We start from the raw sequence: 15,234 nt of genomic DNA, 5'->3' as shown, positions 1-15,234 counted from the left end.
TACCATCTAAATATCGTTTCACCGCTTGGATTTTTTCTTTTGAAGAAAATTTAGCCATAAAAAATGCACCTCCAATTGTTAGACTGTGTCTAACAATTGGGGTGCACTTCATTATGGAAGGATGGCTCTTTTCTACTATATAAAAGAATTGTATACATTTGTCGGTCAGTCGATATATTTAAAGAATCGCCGATATAAATCTCATGTATCATTAGTGATATCCATATGCAAAATTACTGAACTTGAACAGAAACATTCTCCTCTTGTTCTTCAGGTTTAACAAGTGCATAACGCTCCCATGCTCTACTTTTCCAGCGGAAGAACATAATAATGGCACGTGTCCATTCGTCGATGGCGATTGCTAGCCAAATACCAACGAGCCCCATATCTAAATGAAAGGCGAAAAAGTAACCTAGTGGTAAACTCATTAACACCATAGAGAATGCACCGATTAAAACAGGATATTTTGCATCACCAGCTGCACGAAGCGAATTAATGATGACGATGTTCATCGTACGTCCCGTTTCAAGTAGTACACTTAGTAAAAGAACACTTGCGCCTAACCCGATAATGTGCGGATTATCTGTAAACAGTCCCATTAATTGTGTACGGAATGTAATAACGAGAGCGACCATACATAAAGTTACACCAATTGCCCATTTTACACTTTTCCACAAGCGTTCGTATGCTTCATCTTTTTCGCCACCACCAACGAGGCGGCCAATAATAATGGCTGTTCCCATACCAATTGCAATTGCAAATAAATAAGTGAACATGGAAATGTTAGTAGCGTATTGTCTAGCAGCTAATGATTCCGTTCCTAAGTACGTTGCGTAATAAAGGAAGACGATTTGACAAGCTTGATACATCACTTGTTCAAATGCAGATGGAATGCCAATTTTTAAAATTTTCCCAATGTATTCTTTGGATAAAGTGAAGTAATATTGTAATTTCACACGATATTCCATAACGCGGTATAGTAACCAGAAGAAAACAATAAGTGCGATCAATCGACTGATAGCGGAAGAAATTGCAGCCCCTTGTACCCCGAGCTCAGGGAAACCAAATTTCCCGAAAATGAGTACGTAGTTTCCAACGATATGAATCATATTCATTCCGAGTGAAATAAACATCGCTTGCTTTGTAAAACCGTGTACACGGATAATTGCGGCTAATGAGTTAATAATAGCTTGTAGGAAGATGGCTCCTCCGACGATAGATAAGTAGTTTTGCGCATACGTTAGTACATCGCCTTGTAAGTTCATTGCGAGCATCATATGTTTCGAAAATAAAAGAAAACCAGCGCTTATAACGAGCCCAACTATTAAATTTAATGTGACGGCTAATGCTGATATTTTAGATGCTTCCATAAAGCGTTTGGAACCGAGGTATTGAGATACAACGATAGCAGCGCCGTTCCCGATGACTTCTAATACCAAAATCGCAATATGAAGATATTGATTCGCTGCACCAACCCCAGATACAGCATCGTCTGATAATGCACTTAACATGAAAGTATCAGCGATCCCCATTAACATAAAAAGAAAAACTTCTAGAAAAATAGGCCATGTTAATAAGAATAAACTTAATTTCTCAGTAGGCCCGTTTTTTGCCTGAATTGCTGCCATGTCCGTCCCCTCTTTACCGATATCTATTTTTAGCAAAATGTATCGTAACATACTTTCTTAACCTTTGCACTCATTTTAGCCTACATATTTTTATTATGAAGAGAGTGCTATTTTATGATAAAAACAAAAGGATAATTATACATAAAATATTATGAGATATAAAATTCGTTTTTCTCTGATAATTTAGAAAAGTGTAAAAAATATTATTTTTAACACTTTAGTATGAATAATCAGCAATATGAAACGTTTACAAAGGTATATTTTTTAACGGAAAATTTTAATGAAATAGAAATATAAATATACAAAAAATATATTTGTGTGTATAATATGAATTATTAGAACATATATATATTTCTTTTTGTTTGAAAATGAAAGGGTTAACATTTTTTTGGAGGGTGGAAGTATGAAAAAAAAGATACCAGTTTTTGTAGCATCAACAGTAGCGATGAGCATGATGTTAGGGGCATGTAGCTATCAAAAAGATGAATCGCAAGCAAACGCTAAAGGGGATAGCGGAAAAAGCGGCGCGAAGCAAGTTATTAACTTAATTGAAACACAAGAAATTCCAACGATGGATCCAGCGTTATCAGCTGATGCAGTTTCTTCAAGAGTAATGACTAATACGATGGAAGGCTTATACAGTTTAGGAAAAGATGATAAGCTAGTTCCTGGTGTAGCGAAGGAATTCAAAAAATCAGAAGATGGTAAAAAATATACATTTAAATTACGTGAAGACGCAAAATGGTCAAATGGTGAGCCTGTGACGGCAAAAGATTTCGTATATGCATGGCAAAGAGCGATTAACCCAGATACAGCTGCGAAATCAGCGTACATTATGTATGATATAAAAAATGCAGAGAAAATTAATAAAAAAGAGATGAGTCCGGATCAATTAGGGGTAAAGGCGATTGATGATTATACATTAGAAGTGGAATTAGATAATTCAATTCCATACCTTGTAGATTTAATGGTATATCCAATCTTCTATCCTGTGAATGAAAAGTTTGTGAAAGAGCAAGGTACGAAGTTTGGTTTGGAAGCGAATACAACTCTTTATAACGGGCCATTTACATTAAGTGATTGGCAACATGAACGTAGCTTTAAAATGACAAAGAGCGCGTCATATTGGGACAATAAAGAAGTGAAGATTGAAGAAGTAAACTTTAATATTGTAAAAGATACATCTACACCAATTAACTTATATGAAACAAATGCAATTGATCGAGCGTCGTTATTAGCGGAGTTTATTGATAAATATAAAGGAAAACCAGATTTCCAAACAGTAGAAGATACATCTGTATTCTTCCTTCGTTTAAATCAAAAAGATCCAGCTTTAGCAAATAAAAATATTCGTAAAGCAATTTCACTTGCTTTTGACCGTAAGCCATTCGTGGATACATTATTAAATAACGGTTCTAAGCCAGCGACAGGATTAATTCCTGATAACTTCATTAAAGGACCAGATAAAAAAGATTTCCGTGCTGTAAACGGGGATATTGTAAAACCAAACGTGAAAGAAGCGAAGAAATATTGGGAAGCTGGTAAAAAAGAACTTGGTAAAAATGAAATCGAATTAGAATTATTAAATGAAGATGTAGAGTTATCAAAGAAAACTGGTGAATATTTAAAAGGTGAATTAGAAAAGAATTTACCAGGTTTAACAGTAAAAATTAAACAACAACCATTCGCACAAAAACTAAAATTAGAAGATGCGGGCGATTATGTCATGTCATTCTCTGGATGGAGTGCGGACTTCCCAGATCCAATTACATATCTTGATATGTTTGTAACAGATGGGTCACAAAATAAGATGAAGTACTCTAATCCAAAATACGATGAAATCATTATGAAGGCGAAAAAAGATGGAAGCGATGTAAATGCTCGTTGGAAGAACTTATTAGAAGCAGAAAAAATGTTACTTGATGATGCTGCGATCGTTCCAGTATATCAACGTGGTAGAGCATATTTACAAAGAGATTCAATTAAAAATATGTATAACCATAAATATGGCGGCGATTTAAGCTTTAAATGGGCGTCAGTAGAGAAATAAGAAAAAAAAGCAGGTGATCACCTGCTTTTTTTAATACGTTCGTTTCTTATAAATGCCTTTTCCACCAACTTGGTTCCAGCCAGATTGTACATCCAAACTTTTGTTAACAAACTTCATTTTTTCTTTTCCACCAAAGAGCTTTTCGCCGATGCTATTTGTAATGACACCAATCAATGCTGTTATTCCGATGATGAGGGCAGCAACCGTAATAAAATCAATAAAAAAAGCAATCATTTGAAAACTCCCCCTTTGCCTGTCTGTATGTTTATTGTATGAGATAAAAAATGAAAAAGAAAGAAATGTCAGAAAAATATTTAATTTACTTTAGAAATCATGTAGACAGGAGGGAGGATATTTGTTAAAATAAGAACAAATGTTCCTTTTTATTCTCATTTGTATAGTCTTACATTTCTTAATTGATTTATCAAGAAAAAGTAAGAAAACGTTCTCTTTTTCATAGGGAAGATTATAGATAAATAACTATATATTATATGAAAAATCTATGGGAAGTGAGTAGTAAAAGGGTTGAAAGTTATTGTTAAAGTACAGCTGAAATGAGCGTAATCATGTTACATAGCAGTGAAATACACGGGAGAGTTTTCTCAACTAGCAGGAAATTTACTGTATATTTCTTGCAAAATCTATTGTATAATGATTATAGAAGTTACTTATTAAAAGTAATTGTTGTTTATTATAAGTTGTTGCTTACATGAAATGTGATTTTTGTACTTTTCAATAAGACAAGTTATCACGAAAAATTGCTGAAGTTAGAAATTAAAACTGTATTTAGTACAGAATTTGTACTCTTTAAGGAGAGTGAGCTTTGTATGGTAACATTATATAGTTCTCCAAGCTGTACGTCTTGTAGAAAGGCGAAATTATGGCTAGAGGAAAATCATATTCCCTATACAGAACGTAATATTTTCTCAGATCCATTAACGATTGAGGAAATTAAAGAGATTTTACGTATGACAGAAAGCGGAACGGATGAGATTATTTCTACTCGTTCGAAAGTTTTCCAAGAATTGAATGTAAACTTAGAGTCTTTACCACTTCAAGATTTATATAAGATGATTCGTGACTATCCAGGGATTTTACGTCGTCCAATTATGATTGACGAGAAACGCCTTCAAGTTGGTTACAACGAAGACGAAATTCGTCGTTTCTTACCACGTACAGTAAGAACGTTCCAATTACGTGAAGCACAACGTCTTGTAAATTAATTATAATAATATGAAAACCTTCTACCTATTATATAGTAGAAGGTTTTTTTTAATGTTTCACATTGCGTAATCGAACTTGTTGTACAATAAAGCCGATGCATAAAATAGTGAAAATGAACAGATAAGGAATGCTTGCAGTGAAACTTGGATTGTTATGAAAAAAGGTTGCAAGTCTGTCTTCATGTGTAACCATTTTTCCTGCAGTATAGGCAAGAATTGCTGCACCGCAATAAATGAGGAATGGAAATCGCTCCATAAGTATTAAAATAAGTTTGCTGCCCCAAATAATAATCGGGATAGAAATGAGTAAGCCGATTATGACGAGTAAAAATCTCCCGTGAGCTGCACCTGCAATGGCAATAACATTATCAAACCCCATAACGAGATCCGCGAAAACAATTGTCCGCACAGCTTGAAATAAAGTTGTTTTTCCTTGAATAGAAGAAAGATCGTTGCTATTATCGGTTAATAAATTGACTGCAATTAATGTAAGTAAAACCCCGCCAATCAATTGTAGAAATGGAATGTCGAGTAAATAGACAGCTAGTATAGTAAGGACAATTCTTAGTACAATCGCTAAAAGAGTACCGATCAAAATAGCCTTATTTCGTTTCGATTCAGGTAAATTTCGGCTAGCTAGTGCGATGACGATTGCATTGTCACCACCTAATACAACATCGATACCGACAATCATTAGTACGGATGTTAAAAACTCTAAGTCCATTCGTCTGCCTCCATTTATGATGTTTTAATAAGCGAACTATATGTATGTGATGAAGAAAGTTGTTGTTAAATAATCTCTTCTAATAGAAGTTTCACTTTATTACAGTGTACGGGGGAATGTGGAAATGTATGTCCAAATTTTTTGTAAGTAAGAAATCGCTATAATAATATATTTACGTAGTTGATCGAGTAAAGATAGGCATATAACTATTTTTGTAAAATAAATCGATTTTATTTCCATTCTGGAGAATCTTATCATAAAATGAGAGTACAAGAATCTATTGATTTGTCATATGAGTGGGGAATCCCTTCATAACAATTCTAAGCAGGAAGGGAGAGTTGTATTTTGGATATTGAAAGAATTAATGATCATACGATGAAATTTTTTATTACGTACATTGATATAGAGGATAGAGGATTTAATCGTGAAGAGATTTGGTATGATCGCGAACGAAGTGAAGAGCTCTTTTGGGAGATGATGGACGAAGCTCGTGATCATGACGATTTCTTTATTGATGGGCCGTTATGGATTCAAGTGCAAGCAGTCGATAAAGGGATTGAAGTACTTGTCACGAAAGCAGAGCTTTCAAAGGACGGGCAAAAGCTGGAACTACCGATAGGGGTAGACAAAATTATAGATATTCCTCTAGATGAAGGCATCGAATCATTATTCCAGCAAGAATTAGTCGAAGAGGTAGAAGAACAAACAGGAACAAACTTTAATGAAGATGGTACGTTTGGCTTTTTAATTAAGTTTAATGATTTTGAAGATGTCATTTCATTAAGTCATCGTCTTATCTTTGAAGATATAAAAGATGAGCTGTATTCATTTGAGAACCGCTATTATGTATATGTGGAATTCGATGAAGTGCTACATGATGAAGAAGAAATCGATCGTATTTTAAGTATTATTTTAGAATATGGAGAAGAATCAACTTTAACAATTCATCGTGTAAGTGAGTATGGAAAACAAATTGTGAAAGAGCATGCGCTTGAAACGATTCGCAATAATTTTCCTGCTAAAACGTAGGCCGATTTCTGTAGTATGAAATCGGCTTTTTATATGAAGAATAGGAAAGCTTTCTTAGTTAGGAGGTAAGAGATGAAAAATACGTTAAAGCTGATTTTCTTTATACTGCTATTGTTCGCATTATTTGTTTCGTTACGTATGTTTATTGATGTAGCATTTTATTCAGATGTGATTGGGATAAAAGATGTTTCGGTTTTAGGTATTATTAGTATTTTATTTACAGTATCTGCGTTTTTAATTGGTTGCGTTATTTTCTTAGAGAACCGTCATCCGTCAAAAACACTTACATGGCTCATTGTGTTAGGTATTTTTCCGGTATTTGGATTCTTCGCTTATTTATTATTCGGACAGAACTTTCGGAGGAAGAGAATGTTCCAAAAGAAGGCGTTGCTCGATGAACAAGCGTTTTTACAATATAAGGGGCATGAAGATTACGAAGAACGGATTTTACGCAATCATAAGCATCAAGAGCTGTTATTTCGTTTAGCGGATCGCTTAGGCGCTTTAAATATTTCATTTCAAACTGAAACGAGAACATTAACAAATGGAGATGAAACGTTTCAGGCCATTTTAGATGGATTAAAACGAGCGAAACATCACATTCATATGGAATATTACATTGTGCGTGATGATAAGCTTGGAACGGAAATTAAAGATATTTTAATACAAAAATCAAAAGAGGGCGTAGTCGTTCGTTTTTTGTATGATGCGGTTGGAAGTTTTAAATTATCAAAATCGTATATTGAAGAATTAAACGATGCAGGAGTCGAAATGATTCCGTTCTTCCCTGTACGCTTTCCGATTTTAAACGATAAAATTAATTATCGAAATCATCGAAAAATCGTTATTATTGATGGAAATGAAGGCTTTGTAGGTGGATTAAATATTGGTGATGAATATTTAGGGAAGGATAAGTACTTCGGCTTTTGGCGAGACACACATTTATATTTGCGTGGTGAAGCTGTACAAAGTTTGCAGCTTATTTTCCTTCAAGATTGGTTTTATATGACTGGTGAGGCTGTGCTAGCCCCTGAATATTTACAAGCGAAAGCAGTTGAGGGGGAGCATTGGGGAGGCGTGCAGCTTGTTGCAGGTGGGCCTGATAATAAATGGGAAACGATTAAGCATTTATATTTTGCCATGATTGCTTCTGCTCGGAAATCCATTTGGATTGCAACGCCGTATTTTATTCCGGATGATGATATTTTATCCGCATTAAAGGTTGCTGCACTTGCTGGTATTGATGTTCGTTTATTAATGCCGAGTAAACCGGATAAGCGTACTGTCTTTTACGCATCGAGATCTTACTTCCCAGAGCTTTTAGATGCAGGTGTAAAGATATATGAATATGAAAAAGGTTTTCTTCATAGTAAAGTTGTCATCGTCGATTCTGATTTAGCTTCAATTGGGACAGCTAATATGGATATGAGAAGTTTTCATTTGAATTTTGAAGTAAATGCCTTTTTATATGATACAGATAGCATTCGAAAACTTGTTCAAGACTTTAAAGATGATTTAGAAGAATCAAGTGAAATTCATGTTGATCATTTTCATAAAAGACGTCTTCATAGACGAATTGTTGAATCAACATACCGCTTATTATCACCTTTATTATAAAAAGAGATGTCCGAAATTGGGACATCTCTTTTTTAAAAGGAATTTGTAACAAATTGTAGAATATAAGGAGCTGAAAGGGTGTGATTACGATATTTATCGCTAAAAGAGAAAACGGAGAGAAAATTCATTTACTCTATAATTGTAATGAAAAGCTTTTGCGCCGTATGCGTCAACAAGAACGATTCTTTTGTGTAGCTTGTGGAAAGGAAGTGCAAATGAAATTAGGGAAACAAAAAAGTTGGCATTTTGCTCATAAAAAAGTGGATTCATGTCTTGCCTTTTATGAAGCGGAATCAACGTATCATATGCACGGTAAAGAATTGTTATATAGATGGTTCAAGCGTCAAAACTTTCAGGTGGATATAGAGTACTACCTTCCAGAAATTAAGCAACGACCAGATGTTTTTGTAGAGAGGGCGGGCAGAAAAATTGCAATTGAATACCAATGTGCAAACCTCGCTATAGAGCAGCTGTACAAAAGAACATATTCGTATTGGCAAGCTGGTATACAGGTCATTTGGATCGTTGGTGGAAATCAATTGAAAAAGCAATCTGCATATTGGATGAAATTTTCCTCACTTATGGCTTTCTCCTTACAATCTTATCCTCAGCCACTTCTTATTTTCTTCTGTCCGAAACAAAAATCATTTATGAAAGGTGTATTTGTCACTCCCTTTTCTACAAATGTCTTTTTCTCACATACTATATATTTACCAACTGATACGACTACTTTTGAAATGCTTTTTTCTCCCGTTCCTTTCGGGAAAGAAAGATTGGGTGAAGAGTGGAAGAAGAGAAAGAACTACTTCCGCAAAAATGCCCTGCCGATTTGGAATTATAATTATAAGTCATTATTACGCCTCTTATATCAATTTAAATGTACCCCAGCAAGCTTTCCTTCTGAAATTGGTGTTCCACTCCCTTCTGCATTTGCTTTACAAACAAACCCATTTATATGGCAAGCTTTTCTATATATGAAGTGTATAGGGAAGCTTGCAGTGGGAGAGTGTATTTCTCTTCAATACGTGTGTAGTTATGTAAAAAGGTATACGAAAAGGCGGATACTTCCGTACTTTTCAAAGCATATATGGAAAGTGGCAGTTACTGAATATATGACATTTTTATGCTATATAGGTGTTTTGCGTAAAGTGGGAACTTATACGTACCGGAAAATAAGGGATGTCATGATGTTAAAAACAGAGGAGGAGATTATAAAACATGATGAGATTTGCTTAATACATGCGCTATCTTTATTTGAGGCAAATTTTAACATGAGAGGAGGAAAAGGGGATATAATAAAGAATGATTGTGAAGGAATTACATAAGAAAAAAACGAATTGTACTTAAGTAGAGATATTTAAAGGAGGGCTTAAAGAATGTCTGAACAAAACAAAGCGAAAGCATTACCAGATCGCAACGAGATTGAAGAAGCAAGTACGTGGCGATTAGAAGATATTTTCCAAACGGATGCAGAATGGGAAAAAGAATTTCAAGCTATTAAAGAGCTATTGCCGAAGTTAACTGAATTTAAAGGGAAACTTGGTGACTCTGCGGACAATTTACTTGAGGCATTACAATATGAAGATGAAATTTCAATGCGATTAGGTAAGTTATATACATATGCTCATATGCGTTACGATCAAGATACAACAAACTCTGTATATCAAGCATTAAATGATCGCGCAACAAATTTATATTCACAAGTATCTAGTAGCACAGCGTATATTGTTCCTGAAATTTTATCGATTTCAGAAGATACACTACAAACATTCTTGAAGGAAAATAGAGATTTAAGTGTATATGAACATGCATTAGAAGAAATTACACGTCAACGCCCGCACGTATTATCAGAAGCTGAGGAAGCTTTATTAGCGGAAGCATCTGAAGTAATGAGTTCATCAAGCAATACATTCGGTATGTTGAATAACGCGGATTTAAAATTCCCATCTATTAAAGGGGAAGACGGAGAAGAAATAGAAATTACACATGGCCGTTACATTCAGTTTTTAGAAAGTGATGATCCTCGTGTTCGCCAAGCTGCATTTAAAGCTGTATATGAAACGTACGGAAAATTTAAAAACACATTCGCAAGTACGTTAAGTGGAGCAGTAAAACGTAATAATTTCAATGCGCGTGTTCGTAAATATGATTCTGCTCGCCAAGCTGCATTGAGCAATAATAATATTCCGGAAGCAGTATACGATCAACTCGTTGAAACAGTAAATGACAACTTACATTTATTACACCGTTACATCGATATTCGTAAGCGTGCACTAGGACTTGATGAGCTTCATATGTATGATTTATATACACCACTTGTACCAGAAGTGAAAATGAATGTGAAATACGAAGAAGCGCAAGACCTTTTATTAAAATCTTTAAACGTACTTGGTGATGAATATGTTGATATTTTGAAAGAGGCATATGAAAATCGCTGGGTAGATGTGTATGAGAATAAAGGAAAACGAAGCGGGGCATATTCATCTGGTGCATATGGAACAAATCCGTATATTTTAATGAACTGGCATGATAATGTAAATAATTTATTTACACTTGCTCATGAGTTTGGTCATTCGGTGCATAGTTACTATACAAGAAAAACACAACCGCACGTATATGGTGATTATTCCATCTTCGTAGCAGAAGTGGCATCTACTTGTAATGAAGCGCTTCTAAATGATTATTTATTAAAAACGACAGAAGATAAGAAAGAGCGTCTATATTTATTAAATCATTATTTAGAAGGGTTCCGTGGTACTGTATTCCGTCAAACGATGTTTGCAGAGTTTGAACATATTATTCATAAGAAAGTACAAGAAGGACATGCTGTTACGCCAGACATGCTAACGGAAATTTACTACGATTTAAATAAGAAATATTTCGGTGACGCTTTAGTAATCGATGAAGAGATTGGTTTAGAATGGTCTCGTATTCCACACTTCTACTACAACTATTACGTATATCAATACGCAACAGGATTTAGTGCAGCGACAGCTCTATCTAAACAGATTTTAGAAGAAGGACAACCAGCAGTAGAACGTTATATTAACGAGTTCTTAAAAGCAGGAAGCTCTGATTATCCAATTGAAGTGCTGAAAAAAGCAGGAGTAGATATGGCATCTCCTGAACCAGTAAAAGAGGCACTACAAGTATTTGAAGAGAAATTAAATGAATTAGAAGCATTATTATTTGAAGAAAAGTAATGAAAAAAGACGAGGGATTGTATCCTCGTCTTTTTTGTTGAATAGATTTAATGTCGATATTTGTTGAAAAAAAGATGAATTTCTTTATTTTTTCTAACTGAAAGGATAGCTTTACGGCTGATTTTTGAACTTAAAACCCTTTGAATCGTTTTTTATAATTGAAATAAGAGAGTGTGATAACGATGATTCCGAATAAAAGAGGTAAGGCAATAATTTTAGGAAAAGCTTGTAGTAGAGAGAGGATGTACAAGAAAAAAGAAACGATGACAGCTAGAAAGAGAAGAGCAATATAAGATTTTTTCATAAATAAACCCCCTAAATGACCTTTTTTATAGCTTATTCAAAAATGAAAACGTTTAGAATGTGACAAAAGTGTGAAATTCGACAAAAGGGGTTGTCATCTGACGTCGAATCTTGTAATATAATAAGCGTGAACGAATTCACATACAAACATATACCCCTTTGTTTGAACGTGAAAATTTCTCCCATCCCCTTTAATATTTTTATAAGCCGTAAAGAAGAAGACCTGGTGTTTACACCAGGTCTTTTTCTTTTGCTATCCATTTCCAATAACGTTCGCATTTTACTTCAATCATTTGTACTTTTCGTTTCAGTTGTAATTTTTTTAGTTCGCGCTCAATTTCTTGCTGCGGACAGTCATAAATAAATGCTACTTCTTTTGAAGATATAAATTGTGTTGCTTCTAGTAGCACTTCTAAAGGTGGTAATGGTTCTGGCTCAATTTCACATTTTACAAGTTCTTTCAATAATTGTACGTATACATCGTAGGAATAATTTCCAGCGATTTTAATACCTTCTTCATCTGAGTTCGCATGAAAAAAGACGAGGGAAGGTATTTCTGTAATATGCATTTCATTCGTGAATTTCAAGTCACATTGGAAAGCTTTTTTTGCACTAGCAGAATGTAGATCTTTTTTAAATTCTTCTACATCAATATTGCTATCTCTCGCACATGCAAGTAATAGTTCGCAATCAGGGTTTGATACATTTTCAAGGAAAATGTATTCTTGGAGTTTTCGCAAAAACTTCGAACCTGCTTTTCGGCCTTGCAACTCCGCTGCCTTAATTGCCATCGAAACTAAATATGGTGTTGACGATGCTTCTTGCATATGTACCTTTCCATCACATGAAAAACCTTGTAAACTGGTTGTCTTTTCCCACACAAATCGAATATTAGCAGGTTTATTCCATTTGTGTGAGGAAGCGTTCGTTCCATCCACTTTCCCTGTTACGATATGACGAATAGAGAAGTATTTCCCGTATTCAAGCCATAGTTTAATAATAAAAGGCTCAATTTCCCAGCAATCTTTACAAAGTGGATCAATAAATAAATATGCTTCTACAGACTTATGCTCGCATGCGGAAGGAGATGGCATATTTATATGCTTTGCTTCCTGCTTATCCATTACACTTCACCTGTTTCGTTTGGAGTATTAACCATATGCTGAGCGGTTAATGCTAAACGTTCAAAAACAAACTCTCTTATATGACCATGCACTCCAGTATCATCCATTGCTTGCTCCATACATGATAGCCAAGCCTCTGCTCGTTTTGGGGTAATCTCAAACGGGAGATGGCGTGCTCTTAACATAGGATGACCATGTTCTTCAGTGTACAAATTAGGACCACCTAAATATTGGGTTAAAAATTGCTTCTGCTTCCTAGCGGTTTCTGTTAAATCTTCCGGGAAGATGGGAGATAAGTCAGGGTGTTTACTGACATAGGAATAAAATGTATCTACTAATATTGCAATGCATTGTTCACCGCCAATTGCTTCAAATGGTGTCATCGGTTGCTTGCTCATCCTTTATAAACTCCTTTTTCCATGAAATGTATATCTATTGTAGCAATGGAATGTTCGAGAGGGCAAATAAACAGCCTTCTCAAAGATTCTTTGCTTATTCTACGGGTGTAACCTTTTTTAGTGAGGTGTATCCACTAGTGAAACATATTCACTAGTGGAATTTTCACTTTAGCGTGCTTTGTTTTGTTTGGCAAGGAAAAAGCGTTTTACTTTGTTATTTGTATGGCGAACGGGTATGTTATGTTGCGTTAATAAATCAATAAATGCAGCTTTTCCTGTTTCTTCATCTTGCACTTCAAATTCAATTTCATAATCATCGTGATTGTAATAGAAACTATGATCAAAGACAAGCGTTCCGCCTTTAAATAATGTTTCTGCTCTTTCTGTTGTTAAACTACCCATATATGTTAAAGCAGAAACAGGAATTTGTAATTTGTGTAATTGATCTACTACTGCTCCTTGAATGATTGTGTTTGTTTCCATCATCATTTTTGCTTCGTCTTCTGTTACGACTTGATGCGTTTCTAATAAACCAATTTCTGCAGGTTGTTTCAACGTTAACGTATAAGTTTTTCCTTTATGACGAATACGAAGTGCAGAGCCAGCTTCTTTTAACGAGAAGTCAGGTGTTTCAAAGTAGTGATTCACTTGTTTTGTAAATGCTTCAATAGAAAACGATTTACATAATGTATCGAATTCTTCTTTTGTAACGATATTTTTGAATTCAATTTCAATTTCTTGTGTCATTGTATAATCTCCTTTTGAAAAATAATTCTTTACACATTATCGCTTTTTCATAAATTTGGTTCAATGTTTTATTTGTTTGCGTCCATGTTATGATACAATAATACTGTTAAGTAAGACAGGAAGTTGAGATGGAGGAGTTAGAGCATGCAAAATAAAATCCAAGTTAAGAGCGTAGAAAAGAGAGAGAATGCTCTTATTTTTTGTGCGGAAAATAGTGAAATAGAGGTAAAGGAGTTAAGTGCGCGTAATCACGTACTTGTAGACTCAGACAATTTATCATTTTTATATATCTTAGAAAATGAATCATCTTTCATTTATGTAAGTATTCCGCACACATGCTGGGAAGCAATGCATGAAGCGATGAATAACGATGTGGTTATGTTCGTTCGCGTGAATGACATTGAAATGGAATTAGAAGGATTAAAAGAAGAAGTAGAATATTTAGTTGAAAATATTGAAGGTAATGCAAATTACGGAGAAGAACTAGTAACTGCTGTAGAAAAAGTATTTCTATAAGCAAATGGATTGATTTTGGTGGTGGTTGAAATGAATCGAAATTGGGAAGAATTTTTAGCACCTTACCACCAAGCGGTGGCAGAGCTGAAAGTGAAACTAAAAGGAATGCGTACTCAATTTGCAATGTTAACAGAGCATTCTCCAATTGAGTTTGTAACAGGAAGGGTAAAGTCGGTTGCAAGTATTATTGATAAAGCGGAGAAGAGAAATGTACCGCTAGACCGATTGAGAGAAGATATGCAGGATATTGCTGGGCTTAGAATGATGTGTCAATTTGTTGATGAGATTAAGCCTGTTGTAGAATATCTTCGAAAACGAAATGACTTTGAAATCGTGGAAGAACGTGATTATGTTACGCAAAAGAAAGATAGTGGTTATCGTTCTTATCATGTTGTCATTAGTTATCCTGTTCAAACGATTCAGGGTGAACAAAAAGTATTGGTAGAAATCCAAATACGCACGCTAGCAATGAACTTTTGGGCAACAATTGAGCATTCTTTAAATTATAAATATAGTGGACGTTTTCCTGAAGATATTAAAATAAGGTTGCAACGTGCAGCTGAAGCGGCGTTTTTATTAGATGAAGAAATGTCTTCTATTCGTCTTGAAATTCAAGAAGCGCAAAAGGCTTTTTCAAGAAAGCAAGAAACGAAAGATTCTGAATCATAAACT

General features: G+C 34.7%; 15 protein-coding genes. 8 read left to right on the top strand and 7 right to left on the bottom strand.

Going from position 1 to position 15,234, the window contains the following annotated elements; all coding sequences use genetic code 11:
• Positions 1 to 233: 233 nt before the first annotated feature.
• Positions 234 to 1,679, bottom strand: coding sequence for an MATE family efflux transporter (locus ACS2CR_RS03405; RefSeq protein WP_002100828.1), 1,446 nt, complete (start codon positions 1,677 to 1,679; stop codon positions 234 to 236).
• A gap of 352 nt (positions 1,680 to 2,031) precedes the next feature.
• Here ACS2CR_RS03405 and ACS2CR_RS03400 point away from each other — a divergent pair, with 352 nt between their 5' ends.
• On the top strand, positions 2,032 to 3,678 hold the full coding sequence (locus ACS2CR_RS03400) for a peptide ABC transporter substrate-binding protein (protein WP_000727250.1): 1,647 nt from the start codon (positions 2,032 to 2,034) through the stop codon (positions 3,676 to 3,678).
• Positions 3,679 to 3,708: 30 nt separating this feature from the next.
• Here the strand turns inward: ACS2CR_RS03400 and ACS2CR_RS03395 are convergent, their stop codons facing one another.
• On the bottom strand, positions 3,709 to 3,912 hold the full coding sequence (locus ACS2CR_RS03395; protein ID WP_000559971.1) for a hypothetical protein: 204 nt from the start codon (positions 3,910 to 3,912) through the stop codon (positions 3,709 to 3,711).
• A gap of 593 nt (positions 3,913 to 4,505) precedes the next feature.
• Between ACS2CR_RS03395 and spx the strand changes: the two genes are divergently transcribed.
• The gene (spx, locus tag ACS2CR_RS03390) at positions 4,506 to 4,901 is read left to right on the top strand and encodes a transcriptional regulator Spx (protein ID WP_000258267.1); all 396 of its coding nucleotides are present in this window, start codon (positions 4,506 to 4,508) and stop codon (positions 4,899 to 4,901) included.
• 49 nt (positions 4,902 to 4,950) lie between these two features.
• On the opposite strand, the gene ACS2CR_RS03385 is transcribed toward spx, so the two are convergent.
• Complete coding sequence (locus tag ACS2CR_RS03385; protein WP_000362615.1) at positions 4,951 to 5,625, bottom strand: TerC family protein; 675 nt, start codon at positions 5,623 to 5,625, stop codon at positions 4,951 to 4,953.
• Between the two features lie 345 nt (positions 5,626 to 5,970).
• On the opposite strand from ACS2CR_RS03385, the gene mecA reads away from it, so the two are divergent.
• The 4 genes from mecA to pepF all read left to right on the top strand — a co-directional run bounded on the left by mecA (position 5,971) and on the right by pepF (position 11,474).
• On the top strand, positions 5,971 to 6,654 hold the full coding sequence (gene mecA / locus ACS2CR_RS03380) for an adaptor protein MecA (RefSeq protein WP_000350716.1): 684 nt from the start codon (positions 5,971 to 5,973) through the stop codon (positions 6,652 to 6,654).
• A gap of 72 nt (positions 6,655 to 6,726) precedes the next feature.
• Positions 6,727 to 8,271, top strand: coding sequence for a cardiolipin synthase (locus ACS2CR_RS03375; protein WP_000799198.1), 1,545 nt, complete (start codon positions 6,727 to 6,729; stop codon positions 8,269 to 8,271).
• A gap of 80 nt (positions 8,272 to 8,351) precedes the next feature.
• Positions 8,352 to 9,596: a competence protein CoiA gene (locus ACS2CR_RS03370; protein ID WP_048568764.1), complete on the top strand. Its 1,245-nt coding sequence runs from the start codon at positions 8,352 to 8,354 to the stop codon at positions 9,594 to 9,596.
• A 51-nt stretch (positions 9,597 to 9,647) separates the two neighbouring features.
• Complete coding sequence (gene pepF / locus ACS2CR_RS03365) at positions 9,648 to 11,474, top strand: oligoendopeptidase F (protein ID WP_053513450.1); 1,827 nt, start codon at positions 9,648 to 9,650, stop codon at positions 11,472 to 11,474.
• A gap of 130 nt (positions 11,475 to 11,604) precedes the next feature.
• Here pepF and ACS2CR_RS03360 read toward each other — a convergent pair whose 3' ends face one another.
• From ACS2CR_RS03360 to ACS2CR_RS03345, 4 genes are all read right to left on the bottom strand, one after another.
• Positions 11,605 to 11,778 (bottom strand): hypothetical protein, encoded by a 174-nt coding sequence (locus tag ACS2CR_RS03360; RefSeq protein ID WP_000750355.1) that lies wholly within the window; start codon positions 11,776 to 11,778, stop codon positions 11,605 to 11,607.
• Between the two features lie 229 nt (positions 11,779 to 12,007).
• The gene (locus ACS2CR_RS03355; RefSeq protein ID WP_000360656.1) at positions 12,008 to 12,901 is read right to left on the bottom strand and encodes a ClpXP adapter SpxH family protein; all 894 of its coding nucleotides are present in this window, start codon (positions 12,899 to 12,901) and stop codon (positions 12,008 to 12,010) included.
• Positions 12,901 to 13,299, bottom strand: coding sequence for a globin domain-containing protein (locus ACS2CR_RS03350; protein ID WP_000043386.1), 399 nt, complete (start codon positions 13,297 to 13,299; stop codon positions 12,901 to 12,903). The genes ACS2CR_RS03355 and ACS2CR_RS03350 overlap by 1 nt, the downstream gene beginning before the upstream one ends.
• Positions 13,300 to 13,467: 168 nt before the next feature.
• The gene (locus ACS2CR_RS03345) at positions 13,468 to 14,046 is read right to left on the bottom strand and encodes a CYTH domain-containing protein (RefSeq protein ID WP_000191125.1); all 579 of its coding nucleotides are present in this window, start codon (positions 14,044 to 14,046) and stop codon (positions 13,468 to 13,470) included.
• A 144-nt stretch (positions 14,047 to 14,190) separates the two neighbouring features.
• Between ACS2CR_RS03345 and ACS2CR_RS03340 the strand changes: the two genes are divergently transcribed.
• Entirely contained in the window at positions 14,191 to 14,562 is a 372-nt protein-coding gene (locus ACS2CR_RS03340) for a hypothetical protein (protein WP_001180003.1), read from the top strand.
• Positions 14,563 to 14,592: 30 nt separating this feature from the next.
• Positions 14,593 to 15,231 carry a GTP pyrophosphokinase gene (locus ACS2CR_RS03335; protein WP_001081482.1) on the top strand — a complete coding sequence of 213 codons (639 nt, stop codon included), beginning with the start codon at positions 14,593 to 14,595 and terminating at the stop codon, positions 15,229 to 15,231.
• The last annotated feature ends 3 nt before the right edge of the window (positions 15,232 to 15,234 follow it).

It is taken from the genome of Bacillus cereus group sp. BceL291 (assembly GCF_051776705.1).
Taxonomy (GTDB): Bacteria; Bacillota; Bacilli; order Bacillales; family Bacillaceae_G; genus Bacillus_A; species Bacillus_A cereus.
This window is presented reverse-complemented; position numbering and strand designations above follow the sequence as displayed.

Coding starts and splice junctions, on each gene's coding strand:
- ACS2CR_RS03350 (WP_000043386.1), bottom strand. CDS start 13,299: ATGAGCAAGCAACCGATGACACCATTTGAAGCAATTGGCGGTGAACAA.
- ACS2CR_RS03360 (WP_000750355.1), bottom strand. CDS start 11,778: ATGAAAAAATCTTATATTGCTCTTCTCTTTCTAGCTGTCATCGTTTCT.
- ACS2CR_RS03395 (WP_000559971.1), bottom strand. CDS start 3,912: ATGATTGCTTTTTTTATTGATTTTATTACGGTTGCTGCCCTCATCATC.
- spx (WP_000258267.1), top strand. CDS start 4,506: ATGGTAACATTATATAGTTCTCCAAGCTGTACGTCTTGTAGAAAGGCG.
- ACS2CR_RS03375 (WP_000799198.1), top strand. CDS start 6,727: ATGAAAAATACGTTAAAGCTGATTTTCTTTATACTGCTATTGTTCGCA.
- ACS2CR_RS03400 (WP_000727250.1), top strand. CDS start 2,032: ATGAAAAAAAAGATACCAGTTTTTGTAGCATCAACAGTAGCGATGAGC.
- ACS2CR_RS03405 (WP_002100828.1), bottom strand. CDS start 1,679: ATGTTACGATACATTTTGCTAAAAATAGATATCGGTAAAGAGGGGACG.
- ACS2CR_RS03385 (WP_000362615.1), bottom strand. CDS start 5,625: ATGGACTTAGAGTTTTTAACATCCGTACTAATGATTGTCGGTATCGAT.
- ACS2CR_RS03345 (WP_000191125.1), bottom strand. CDS start 14,046: ATGACACAAGAAATTGAAATTGAATTCAAAAATATCGTTACAAAAGAA.
- ACS2CR_RS03340 (WP_001180003.1), top strand. CDS start 14,191: ATGCAAAATAAAATCCAAGTTAAGAGCGTAGAAAAGAGAGAGAATGCT.
- pepF (WP_053513450.1), top strand. CDS start 9,648: ATGTCTGAACAAAACAAAGCGAAAGCATTACCAGATCGCAACGAGATT.
- ACS2CR_RS03355 (WP_000360656.1), bottom strand. CDS start 12,901: ATGGATAAGCAGGAAGCAAAGCATATAAATATGCCATCTCCTTCCGCA.
- ACS2CR_RS03335 (WP_001081482.1), top strand. CDS start 14,593: ATGAATCGAAATTGGGAAGAATTTTTAGCACCTTACCACCAAGCGGTG.